The organism is Paenibacillus sp. NPDC056933, assembly GCF_042674385.1.
Taxonomy (GTDB): domain Bacteria; phylum Bacillota; class Bacilli; order Paenibacillales; family Paenibacillaceae; genus Paenibacillus.
Map to the genome: position 1 here is coordinate 363869 of NZ_JBHUQN010000004.1, position 12569 is coordinate 376437.

A 12569-nucleotide genomic window follows, 5' to 3' on the forward strand; every position below is an offset into this window, starting at 1 on the left:
AGAGTAACCCCTAATCCTATGATTCGATCAGAAATACTTGCATAACAAAAAGAACTTCTCAGTCTGGGTAAGGATTACTTGAAAAGGATCCCAGAGGTGCAACCAGGAACTTCAGCAATAGAAAAAGAGATTCTTGAGTTGAAGGAAGAGCAGGAGCTTTAGAGCCTGCAATCGGATGGTATGAAAAAGGTGGTGAAGAGTTAGCTTGAGCAGCTTACGTCAATAGATTATAAGGGGAATGTTTGGGCCAAAGAATAAGAATAGAGCAACGTTGAACTATAAAGGAGCATTGATATGTTGATAGTTTACAAGTAGAGACTTTATTTGAATATAAAACAGCCTTAGGGGAATTGACTCTGCTTTAGTAAGCTACCGACGATTTTTTAATCGTCTATTGGACGAACGGATACACACGCTAACCGAGACAAAGGTGAAATCCTTAAGTACTACGATCAAGCGAATACATTGAAAATATGCTTGCAATTCCAGTACTTAACCAGCTAGACTCCCAAGCATTATGGAACGTTGCCAAACACGCAAATTCGTTTTAGCTGACATTCTAATATATCTCTCTGTCCCAATAATCCTGAGTTACATGGCTGAAATATAGGCCAAAGTCGAAATCTTATACATTATTCTCACCGTCAACATGACGTCCCATATTATGAGTTACATCTTCCAACTGTTACAGCAACGGATGATTGAGAATTTCAATATTTTCGATTCTGAATTAAAACAAGAGAGCATCATCACTTTTTCGTGTTAATACGGCGAGCGCTCTCGCGTTGCATTTGGAAAGCACTCGCCGTATTAACACGTTGTTCCATTGACTATCGTATTACCAAGGTAACTCTGTGTCCATATGGAAGAACTTACCTGTCGGTCCATCCGAAGGCAACGTGGCAAGCATTACACTTGTCTTACCGCCATCTTCAAGATCCATATCAGCGTATTTTCCGCCCAGTGGAGTCTTCACCCAACCAGGGTAAGCAGAATTCACTTTGATTGGTGTATCCTTCAGCTCATGTGCTAGATGGGTCGTAAAGGTATTCATTGCCGCCTTCGAGGCATCGTAAGCAAGAAGTTTGACATCATAAATTTGAGCCTCGGGATTGGAATGGAGTGTATTCGATCCAAGCGCACTGGATACATTAACAATTCTTCCGGCTGGCGCTTTGCGAATTAACGGCAGCAGTAGTTGAGTTAATTCAACCATACTGAAGAAATTGGCATCGAAGGTTTCACGCATAACGCTCGGCGTAACGGTACTTGTTTCATTAATCGGTGAAAGATCTTCAATCTCTATCTGTATCCCAGCATTATTAATCAACATATCAAGCTTACCGTACTGCTGTTCAAAAAAATTGTAAGCAACTTGAAGGTCTTCGGCTAGATTGACATCCAATTTGATATTCTCCGCTTGGATTCCCTCCGAACGAAGTGTATCCACAGCAACCTTCCCTTTCTCCAAATCGCGTGACCCAATAACGACCGTGGCGCCAAGCTTACCTAATTGACGTGCTGTTTCCAATCCAATACCACGATTTCCTCCAGTTACAAAAGCAACTTTACCATCCATGTTTATAGTCATTTTTAAATTCCCCTTTGAGATTTATTTTATACAGTTCTTTGACTTAGCCTTGATGATTATAAGATTAGCATCGCACCAAAAATGAATGCCGCTTTTGATTAAATTCAAGAACGATCATTCTAATTATGTTAAAAATTTAGCCCAGGACTGCTAAAGTTGTAGCTTCTTCTGTGAATGCACTTGCCCTGGAAAAGCTCTTCTATGGAAGTTTTTCGTATTACTTCTCGCCATGATCATTCTAACGCTTTTTGCTACACCACCCCTGTCTGCAAATTCATATTATCATATTGAGAACGATCGGTAAAGTATTTTTTTAATTGAGCTGCACCCCTTATCAATGGGGGTTTACCGATTGCACCGTAAAGAAAATCGTTCCCATGTTATGATTACTGTTCTTGTTGTTTTGATCCAGAACGCTAACAAAACAAACAACCGTCTCTTGTACACTAATGTGTGGAGAGGCGGTTGTTTGTTTTGTATAGAGAATGAAATCGTGATGAATTTGAGAAGCTCCAAAAAGGATTTAGACATTCTTTGGTTTTAGAGAGGGTTCTTTTACGACTTTTTCGAATCCAACTAGAGGTTTGGATTCATAGACCCTGTTTGATTAGACTCCAGATGCGTTCAAACCTGTCCTGATAGTCTGGTAAATTCCAGGATTCTTTGAAGGACGGGAGGCTAAACACGGCAAACGCGGAGAGAATCGCTTCTGCCCGTTCCAAATGGGGATCCTGATAGTCCATGAAGCCGTCAATAATTTGGTAGGAATCCCAGAGAACGTCACGTAATACCAGAGGATTGCTGTCAACATATTGTGTATTCAAGGCGAACATTTTGGCATTCTCGTTATAGGCACGTTTTTTTGCGTTAGCAAATGCCCAAAGCCAATCGTGGAGCAATTCCTGTGGATTAGCCATATTAGTCATGTCTATTTTGATTTGTTCTGAAATCATCCGGTTGAACCAGCTCTTCGACACAGCTGCCCAGAGCTCTTGCTTATTTTTAAAGTGTTTATAAAGCGCTGCGTGGGTGATACTTAATTCATCCGCAATTTGAGAGAGGGTCACTTCAGTTTTTTGCGTGCGTTCAATTAACGCTTCCGCTGTTTCAATAATGAGCTCTTGTGTGATTTTAGCCATTTTGCTGCCAACCCTTCTTTCTTCATTACATCCCCAATAATCGGTTGTACACCTGCCTGTATTTTAGCATACAGAATAACGAGTAACAATTGTTGACTTTTGTAACCTCTGGCTTTATGCTTGTCACACAAGTTACAAAAATAATTAAATGTTACTTATTATTCAGCACATAGGAGGCTATTCATTATGAAAGCAGCACAAATTAACAAATACTCAAAAAAGTTTATAGTAGAAATTAATGATATTCCAGTCCCAGATATAAATGATAACGAAGTCTTGGTCAAGGTGAAATCGGCGGCGGTTAATCATTTAGAATTACTCATCGGTACTGGAAGTGTGAAGCTGATTCAGGATTATGAGTTCCCTTTGACGCTGGGTAACGAGCTGACAGGTGTTATTGAAAAGGTTGGTAAGAATATCCAGGAATTTAAAGTTGGCGATGCAATTTACTCACGCCTGCCACTACAAAAAATCGGTGCCTTTGCGGAATACGCAGCGATTCATGCGGATGCCATCGGGCATTTGCCCGCTAATCTCGATTTTGTAACCGGTGCTGCTGCGCCACTAACAGGATTGACTGCTTATCAAGGTTTGCATGAAGAATTGGCTGCCAAAGCTGGCGAAAGCGTGTTTATCCCCGGGGGTTCTGGTTCATTTGGCCAAATGGCCATTCCTATCGCCAAAAGCATGGGGCTGAGGGTCATCGTTAGTGGAAATCCGCAAGCACGTGAACGGACAATGGCGACTGGAGCAGACCAATATATTGATTACACGACTGAGAATTATTGGGAGCAGCTTAGTAATGTAGATTATGTGATGGATACGTTGGGACCAAGCGAATTTGATCATGAACTTTCCATTATTAAAGCAGGAGGTCGCCTTCTTTCTCTGCGGACCGGACCTAACAAACGTTTCGCCGAGCATATGGGCTTACCAGGTTGGAAACAAAAGCTTTTCACCATTGCCGGGGCTAAGTATGATCACAAAGCGAAGAAAAAGAAGATTCAATATCATTTCATTTTTGTTCGCAGTGATGGTGAACAATTAAAGAAAATCACCAAGATTATTGAAGATAACGGGATTGTACCAGCGGTGGACCCCACTGAATTCCACATTGAAGATATTAATGAGGCTCTGAAGCTTGTTGCGACTGGTCATCCTAAAGGAAAAGTCATTATCCGATTTTAAGGAGAGCACCTAATGAAAGCTGCACAAATTGCTGGATATTCCAAAACACTTGAAGTGGAAATCAACTCAATCGATATTCCATCAATCACATCAACTCAGGTTCTGATTAAGACTAAGGCAGCCGGTGTTGATCCACACCTTGTTTTGGCGATTACAGGCAAAGTAAAGTTGTTTGATCACTACGACTTTCCATTGACTCTGGGCAACGAGTTGGCTGGAGTTGTGATCGACGTCGGCGCTAGTGTTATGGATTTTAAGGTGGGTGATCACGTGTACACCATGCCACCGCTTGATAAGATGGGGGCGTTTGCCGAATATGTCGCAGTAGATGCGGCAATTGTGGCTAAGATGCCAGCCAATCTTTCCTTTAAAGAAGCAGCGGCCGTGCCATTATCTGCTTTGACGATCATCCAAGCTCTAGATATTTTAGCTGCTCAACAAGGCAGTAAATTATTTGTCTCTGGAGGTACTGGTGGCTTTGGACAGATTGCCATACCTTACGCGAAGTCACAAGGACTGTTTGTGACCGTCAGTGGTAGTGGATCTGCGCGTGATTTGGCCAATCGACTCGGTGCAGATGAGTTTATCGACTATGAAACGCAGGACTATACTCACATACGGAGAGACTATGATTATGTTATTGATACCCGTGGCGCCAGTGAAATTAGTAAACATATGAAGATACTAAAACCCGGTGGTACATTATTGGCGTTAAGCGCTGGTCCCAATGCCCGTTTCGCTAATCGAAGCGCAGACTTGTCAACGGGGAAGAAGATTCTTTTCAGTTTACTGGGGTTGCCTTTTGATGGGCTAGCGAAATGGCATAAGAAGAGTTATGACTTTCTGTATGTACAGCCGAATGGTCAGCAATTAGCAGCTTTTACACAGTATCTTGAAAAAACAAACATTAAGCCGGTGATTGATTCCGAGTACACGTTTGACCAAGTGAATGCCGCGATTGCTAAGATTGCGACAGGGCATAGCCGAGGGAAAGTTCTGTTACAAGTAGAAGATGGAGGTAAATGAATTATGGCAACTAACTATTCATATGTTAAAGCACCAAATCTAAGTATTAAGGCGGCTGATGGAACAGTTTACGCATACCGTGAACTAGGAGAGAAAAAGGGTATCCCCGTCATTTTTTTCACTCATTTATCTGCAAATTTGGACAACTGGGACCCACGCGTAGTGGACGGTATTGCCAAAAAACATTGGGTCATTGCATTTGATAATAAGGGTGTTGGGCTTTCTAGTGGGAAAGTCCCAGATACGATTGAACAAATGGCAAGAGATGCGTTAACGTTCATTCATACACTGGGATTTGAGCAAATCGATATTTTGTCATTTTCGATGGGTGGTATGATTGTACAAGAACTCTTGGCCATCGAACCAAGACTGGTTCGTAAACTTGTTTTGTCAGGAACAGGCCCGCGTGGTGGTGAAGGCATTGAACATGTTACGAAACTTTCTGATCGTGATTTGATACGTGCCATCTTCACGTTGAGAGATATTAAAACCTATTTATTCTTCACGCGAACAGATAATGGCAAACAGAAAGCAAAAGAATTCTTGGTTCGTATCAAAGAACGTAAAGAGGCGCGAGATAAGCAGATTAGTGTCAAAGGATATCGTAGACAACTTAAAGCCATCCACGAGTGGGGAATGAAAAAACCTGCTGATTTGTCAAAAATTACGCAACCTACCCTTGTAGTAAACGGTGATGATGACAGAATGGTACCTACACCTAACTCCTATGATTTGGCACAACGCATTCCAAATAGCAAGCTCATTATTTATATAGATTCCGGTCACGGTGGGATTTTTCAAAATCATGATGAATTTGTGAAATCAGTAATAGCATTTTTAGATAAATAACAATGTTAACGTTAGCTCACTGCTTGCTAATATTACAGTTGCGACGCACCGACTTATTCTGCAACGAAGGCTGGCGTCCACATGTTCAGCGATGGCTTACGTGAGCAAATCCGTTACAAAGGCAAAAATATTCATGCGATGGAGCTTTGTCCACCAGTTATCTCTGAAACTAATCTTATACATTTTCATTCTTTACCGATCGTTCTCGATATGTTATATTGAGTATGGGAGGAGGGAACCCGAATGGCACGTTACAAAGAATTTGAAGAAAATGTAGTACTAGATAAGGCAATGAAGCTCTTTTGGGAACAAGGTTATGAAAAGACCTCAATGACGGATCTAGTGGAGCATATGGGTATCCATCGGAGAAGTTTGTATGACACCTTTGGCGACAAGCATACGTTGTTTCTGAAAGCAATGGATCGATTTCGAACTAAAGTAAATAGCGAGCTTGCAGGAATAGTTAAAGGCTCTGAGACGGCTGTTGAGGCTCTTCAATTGATTATGAGTTACATGATTTATGGGAATGAAGATTCACCTTCTGGTTGTTTAATGGTCAATTCTGCCGTGGAATTAGCTATGCGCGATGTAGATGTGGATTCAAAGGCCACTGAATCATTTACACTCGCAGAGCAACTGTTCAAGGATATTATTTTGTGGGGACAGAAGAATGGAGAATTAAACCTAGATTATGATGCCGAAGTACTGGCAGAACATCTGAATGTGGTGGGTATTGGGTTGAGAGCAATGGCGAGAACTTCCATTCCTAAAGAGAAACTGCAACGTACAGCCAACATATCTATAGAACTTTTAACCACATAGTATGGTTAAATGTCCTTTATATAGCATTGTATATCATTTTTAGAATGATCGTTTTAATATTTTTAGACTAACAAATCTTTCTTTTGAAGAGATCGTTCTTTTTACTAAATATAGAATTATCATTCTTATATTATAAAACATATCCCTCCTCCGAATAAGCATTTATAACTGAGAAGAATACAAAAAAATATTTTACAATACTACACTACAAAATAAAAAGGAGAAATTAAAAATGAAAATTTCTGAACAAGTCGCATTTGTCACTGGTGCCAACCGAGGTCTTGGTCGATATCTAACGCTTGAACTTCTGTCCAGAGGAGCAAAAGTTTATGCTGCAGCAAGAAATCCAGAATCTATTGATATCCCAGGTGTAATCCCCGTGAAACTGGATATTACCAATCCTCAAGAGGTGATAGAAGCTGCTAAGATCGCTCAGGATGTAACACTTCTAATAAACAATGCGGGATCTTCAACAGGTGCTTCTTTACTTGAAGGAGATCTAGATCAAATACAATTAGAATTTAACACGCATTTCTTCGGTACTCTTTCTATGGTTCGTTCTTTTGCGCCAATTATGACTAAAAATGGCGGTGGTTCGATTCTGAATATTCTCTCCGTATTGTCTTGGTACAGTTCGGGTACTGTGGGCGCTTATACGGCTGCAAAAGCTGCAGAATGGGCATTGACGAACGATTTACGTTTAAATCTCCATTCTCAAAATATTCGAGTAGCAGGGTTACATGTGGGCTATATGGAGACAGACATGACATTGGGCTTAGAAGTTCCCAAAGTTAACCCATTGGACGTTGCAAAAGCAGCGATTGATGGTATAGAATCTGACAATTTTGAAATTATTGCAGATGATGCTAGTCGTCAAGTACAAGGTGGACTTGCCGGTGGTGTAGCTGCACTATACCCCCAACTTTCCTAAAATAAGGGGCATTAATAATTAGGGATTTCACTTATAAACAGAACAAAGGAGACAATAAAAATGATAATCTCAGAACAAGTCGCATTTGTTACTGGAGCAAACCGGGGATTTGGCCGCCATCTTGCCCTTGAACTTCTATCAAGAGGGGCGAAAGTGTATGCAGGTGCAAGAAACCCGGAGACTATCGATATTCCAGGTGTTACACCCGTTAAGTTGGATATTACCAACCCTCAAGAAGTTGCAGCTGCTGCTATGATCGCTCAGGATGTTACTGTGCTAATTAACAATGCAGGTTCATCAACAGGGGCGTCTTTACTAGACGGTGTTCCTGAAAAAATAGATTTGGAATTTAATACACACTTTTTCGGTACATTATCAATGGTTCGGGCATTTGCACCGATCATAGAGAAAAACGGGGGAGGATCAATTTTGAATGTTCTATCCGGATTATCATGGTTTAGTTCCGGAACTTTAGGCGCGTATACGGCTGCAAAGGCTGCAGAGTGGGCATTAACGAATGATTTACGATTAAATTTATATCCACGCAATGTAAGAGTAGCCGGTCTACATGTTGGCTTTATGGAGACAGACATGACTTCCAACATAGACATGCCTAAATCCAATCCTGCAGATATCGCGAAAACAGCTATTGACGGCATAGAATCTGACAGCTTTGAAATTATCGCAGATGAAGTTAGTCGTCAAGTACAAGGTGGACTTGCCGGTGGTGTAGCTGCACTATACCCACAACTTTATAAATAAAAAAACTGATTTAAACTACAGAGGAGTTGTTCGAAATGAGTAAATTGTGGACTAAAACAAAAATCGGAAAAATGGAATTGCCTCATCGTTTAGCTATGGCACCAATGACACGTAGCAGAGCAGAAGAGGACGGGACACCGGGTGAACTAAGTTCCCTTTATTATGCTCAAAGAGCATCGATGGGGTTAATCATTAGTGAAGGCACACAACCGTCTGATGATGGGCAAGGTTTCTTGAATTCACCTGGTATCTATACTGAAAAGCATATAGAAGGTTGGAATAAGATTACGAATGCAGTGCATAAAGCGGATGGTTATATATTTATCCAATTAATGCATGTGGGCCGCATGTCGCATCCAGATAACACACCCCATCATCGTCAAGCTGTTGCTCCATCTGCAATCGCGCCAGGTGTGGAGCTGTTCACCGCTAAAGGAATGCAGGATATCCCGGTTCCGCGGGAGTTAACTAAAGAAGAAATTCAAACAACCATTGCTGATTTCCGAAAAGCAGCAGCAGCGGCTATAAAAGCAGGAGCAGATGGTGTCGAAATTCATGGAGCGAATGGTTATCTGATCAATCAGTTTCTTGGAGAGAATTCAAATACACGGACAGACGAATATGGAGGCTCTATTGAAAATCGTAGTCGCTTCGCGATTGAAGTAGCGAAAGCCATTATCGAAGAAATTGGAGCAGAAAGAACCGGCTTCCGTATTTCGCCAGGAACACCTCTTGGAGGAATACAAGATGGGGAACAAGGTTCTGAACTTTATCTCCACCTCGTAAAGGAATTAGCTCAATTGGATTTAGCTTACCTTCACATCATGCATCTTGGAAATGAGAAGCTTCTCCAAGACATTCGCACAAGCTGGACAAACGCATTATTGGTCAACAGAGCAGGGCGTGCGATTGATGATATTAGTGTAGATATTGATAGTGGCACAGCTGATCTGGTACCCGTTGGTGCATGGTCGTTGGCTAATCCAGATTTTGTAGATCGTCTGAAAGTAGGGTTCCCTTTAAATGAAGTTGATCGTAATACTGTATATAGTGGCGGAAGTAAGGGTTATACAGATTATCCTACGATGGATGAAGTGAAAGCTCAAAAGTCGATAAAATAAATTGTTGCTTTGCTTTCAAAAGAGAGAGGTTTAAGTTGAAAACAGGCCGTTCCTATAACTAGGACTGCCTGTTTTTTGCAAGATTTTAACTTTTGAATACTCCGTAAGAGGGTATACTAATGAGAACTCATAACTCCATCCCCACGAAGTCCAAGCTATAGCAATACTCTGTAAAGCTCTTTAGTCTAAACAGCGCACTTAGTTATTAAAATTCATTTATATAAAAATTAAACTGTAGGAGCCCATTGACAATTTAAAAATGAATAAGTATTATTAGATAAATGTTAGTTATCACTAACAAACATAGAGAGGTGGTTCCTATAATGAGTTCCGCTAATGAAAGTAGCTCAGACAAAATATTATCAGTAACTGTAAAATTAATGTCTGAAAAAGGATATAAAGCTGTAACAATAAAAGAGATTGCCACGGCAGCAGGTATTAGCGAAATGACCGTGTTTCGAACATTTGGATGTAAAAAAGCCATTTTGGACAAAATCATTGAGAACTATTTGTACTCTGCTCCTATAGATAATATCGTGCAGGAAAGAATCACTTTTGATTTAGAAGCCGATCTCAAAATGTTAAGCAAATTTTATCAAGATATGGTTAACAAAAATCAAGAGGTATATCTAATTTCAATCATGGAGAGAAATACCATGCCTGAAATTCACCTGAGTATTCATAATAACGTTACCAAATTTATTAGTGTAGTGATTGAGTACATGAAAACAATGCAACAAAAGGGGAAAGTGATTACTGGCGATCCCGTAGCTCAAGCCCTAACTCTAATGCAGTTCAATTATGGTAAATTTGTTGCTAATACTCTTACGGAAGGAACTGATGCTATTAGATTAACCAATAGTGATTATTTGAACGAAGCGGTATCTATTATTGCTAAGGGGTTAAAACCCTGATTTTTTTTCTGCTGAATGTTAGTTACTACTAACTAACAAATAAAAATTTAGAGGTGAGATGTATGAATCGACTATGGACAAAATCATTTATTGGTATGACATTAACGTTATTTTTCTTATTCTTCGGTTTTTATTTGCTTATGCCTACACTGCCCTTATACATTAAACAGTTAGGCATAAGCGAATCTCAAGTCGGGTTAATTGTAGGAGTATTCACGCTAGCAGCAGTAATAGCTCGTCCAATCGTAGGTGGATTATTGGACAAGTTTGGAAGACGTGTCTTTATTATTGTAGGTCTCATTGTTTTTGGAGTATCTATTTACTTTTATAATTGGACGGCTGGAATTGGTATGTTGATTCTTCTACGAATTATTCATGGTTTTGGCTGGGCATTATCTTCCACGGCTATTGGAACATCAATCACCGATGTGATACCAGCTGATCGCAGAGGAGAAGGAATGGGATGGTATGGCATGGCTACGAGTATATCCATGGCCCTTGGCCCTATCATAGGTTTGTGGATTATCCAAAGATCCTCATTCTCGAATTTGTTTATTTTTATTCTTGGATTAACTCTTGTATCGTTCCTTATAGCTATGATAACTAAGATTCCTTTTGCCAAAAGTGAACATTCAAGGCGAATTGAGTTTTTCGACAAGAGTGTGTTGCCGGCAAGTTTGGCTATATTTTTCCTCTCTTTCACTTATGGTGGAATTACAACATTTATGCCTCTTTTTGCTGAGTCTATACATGTTAGCTCTAGCACTTTCTTTTTAGTCTATGCTATTACGCTTACAGCTTCCCGCCCTATAGCAGGAAAACTAGCGGATCGCTACAGCGAGAGGACGATTATTTTTCCATCTTTAATCATTGCTGCTATAGCACTTCTTGTCCTAAGTTTTTCAGATGGACTTTCTGGAATCATATGGGCTGCCATATTGTATGGCATTGGATTCGGTGCAGCACAACCTACGCTTCAAGCTGTCATTCTGCGCCTGGTTCCTAGTCATAAAAAAGGAGTAGCAAATGCTTCTTATTTAACTGCTTTGGATTTAGGAATTGGCGTGGGGGCAATCTTATTGGGAGTTGTTTCTCAATATATGGGCTACAAAATGCTATTTACTGTTTGTGTTATATCCGCACTGATTTCCTTATTGATTTTCGTGAAATTTGTGAAGCAAAATGTGACCAGTAGCCAGAAATAAAAAAATATGTAGCAATGCAGTAATAACAATGTCTTGTGGGCAATGCTTTGATTTTAGAAGTTGTCTCAAAATTATCAATATTAATATAAAGAATATTAATATAAAAAAAAATGAAGAGTGAGGTAATTCGATATGACTAATGTATTAGTAGTAAAGGGTAACAACCGACCCGATGGAATCTCCACCAAAATGTTTGAAACTTTTGTATCTGAATCTTCAAAGTTTGAAGGCTTAAACGTTAAAGTTTTTGATGTTTTTGAAGCCAATATGCCTTATTTTGGGCAAGATCTATATAATGCCTATGGAAAAGCGCAAACCGGGGAAGCAATGAAGCTAATAGAATCTGCTTCATTAGAGGCTGTACGTAAATGTCGAGATGCATTGGATGGTGCTGATGTGGTTGTTTATGCATTCCCTCTGTGGAACCAAACTATTCCAGCGGCCATGCTATCTTTTATTGATTATACGTATGCTCCTGGTTATTCATTCAGATACAACGAAAACGGCCAGCTTGAAAGTTTGTTAACTCACAAAAAATACATTGTACTAAATGCACGAGGAGGTTACTACTCTTCTCCAGAAGCAAACGCAGGAGAAATGTGTGTTAATTTCATTAACAAAGTTGTAGGTCAAATATTTGGTATGCAAAAATTCGATGAAATCATTATTGAAGGTCACAATGCTGACTCTGCTCGTTCTGATGAAATTATATCTACTGGTTTAGGAAAGGTTGTTGAAACAGTTCATAAGTTAGCCAAAGAAAGTGCCTAATATATGCTCAATTAGTTTGTGAACGCGGTGAAAAATAATTATGGATTTATGAATTTTATTATCAGGAAGCTCGACGTTACGCTACCAATTCGTGTTGGGATTTCTTTTTCTGCTCAGCGTCCGAGCGTCCGTGAAAGTAATCGAAAGGAATTAATAAGTTTAGTATTCTATTTTATAAAATCTAATTTGGAAGTTGATTAGACAAATCGACGCTATGGAATACCGCAAGGTGTTCTTCACGCGAATCTAA

13 protein-coding genes are annotated in these 12569 nt (G+C 39.9%); 11 read left to right on the forward strand and 2 right to left on the reverse strand.

Annotated elements, in window-relative coordinates:
* Nucleotides 1-838: 838 nt before the first annotated feature.
* On the reverse strand, nt 839-1591 hold the full coding sequence (locus ACFTRD_RS25765; RefSeq protein WP_379384997.1) for an SDR family oxidoreductase: 753 nt from the start codon (nt 1589-1591) through the stop codon (nt 839-841).
* Nucleotides 1592-2181: 590 nt separating this feature from the next.
* Nucleotides 2182-2730: a TetR/AcrR family transcriptional regulator gene (locus ACFTRD_RS25770; protein ID WP_379384999.1), complete on the reverse strand. Its 549-nt coding sequence runs from the start codon at nt 2728-2730 to the stop codon at nt 2182-2184.
* A 186-nt stretch (nt 2731-2916) separates the two neighbouring features.
* On the opposite strand from ACFTRD_RS25770, the gene ACFTRD_RS25775 reads away from it, so the two are divergent.
* The 11 genes from ACFTRD_RS25775 (at nt 2917) to ACFTRD_RS25825 (ending at nt 12319) form a co-directional block, all read left to right on the forward strand.
* Entirely contained in the window at nt 2917-3918 is a 1002-nt protein-coding gene (locus ACFTRD_RS25775) for an NADP-dependent oxidoreductase (RefSeq protein WP_379385001.1), read from the forward strand.
* A 12-nt stretch (nt 3919-3930) separates the two neighbouring features.
* Nucleotides 3931-4944, forward strand: a complete 1014-nt coding sequence (locus tag ACFTRD_RS25780; protein WP_379385003.1) for an NADP-dependent oxidoreductase — start codon at nt 3931-3933, stop codon at nt 4942-4944.
* Between the two features lie 3 nt (nt 4945-4947).
* Entirely contained in the window at nt 4948-5793 is an 846-nt protein-coding gene (locus tag ACFTRD_RS25785) for an alpha/beta fold hydrolase (protein ID WP_379385005.1), read from the forward strand.
* 81 nt (nt 5794-5874) lie between these two features.
* Nucleotides 5875-6015: a hypothetical protein gene (locus ACFTRD_RS25790; protein ID WP_379385007.1), complete on the forward strand. Its 141-nt coding sequence runs from the start codon at nt 5875-5877 to the stop codon at nt 6013-6015.
* Between the two features lie 21 nt (nt 6016-6036).
* Complete coding sequence (locus ACFTRD_RS25795) at nt 6037-6615, forward strand: TetR/AcrR family transcriptional regulator (protein WP_379385009.1); 579 nt, start codon at nt 6037-6039, stop codon at nt 6613-6615.
* A 232-nt stretch (nt 6616-6847) separates the two neighbouring features.
* A complete protein-coding gene (locus ACFTRD_RS25800; RefSeq protein WP_379385011.1) occupies nt 6848-7546 on the forward strand; it encodes an SDR family oxidoreductase in 699 nt (232 codons plus the stop codon).
* A gap of 60 nt (nt 7547-7606) precedes the next feature.
* Nucleotides 7607-8308: an SDR family oxidoreductase gene (locus ACFTRD_RS25805; RefSeq protein WP_379385013.1), complete on the forward strand. Its 702-nt coding sequence runs from the start codon at nt 7607-7609 to the stop codon at nt 8306-8308.
* Between the two features lie 35 nt (nt 8309-8343).
* Entirely contained in the window at nt 8344-9429 is a 1086-nt protein-coding gene (locus ACFTRD_RS25810) for an alkene reductase (RefSeq protein ID WP_379385015.1), read from the forward strand.
* A gap of 323 nt (nt 9430-9752) precedes the next feature.
* Nucleotides 9753-10343 carry a TetR/AcrR family transcriptional regulator gene (locus tag ACFTRD_RS25815; RefSeq protein WP_379385017.1) on the forward strand — a complete coding sequence of 197 codons (591 nt, stop codon included), beginning with the start codon at nt 9753-9755 and terminating at the stop codon, nt 10341-10343.
* Between the two features lie 62 nt (nt 10344-10405).
* Entirely contained in the window at nt 10406-11548 is a 1143-nt protein-coding gene (locus tag ACFTRD_RS25820) for an MFS transporter (protein ID WP_379385019.1), read from the forward strand.
* A 132-nt stretch (nt 11549-11680) separates the two neighbouring features.
* Nucleotides 11681-12319, forward strand: a complete 639-nt coding sequence (locus tag ACFTRD_RS25825; RefSeq protein WP_379385021.1) for an NAD(P)H-dependent oxidoreductase — start codon at nt 11681-11683, stop codon at nt 12317-12319.
* Nucleotides 12320-12569 lie beyond the last annotated feature (250 nt).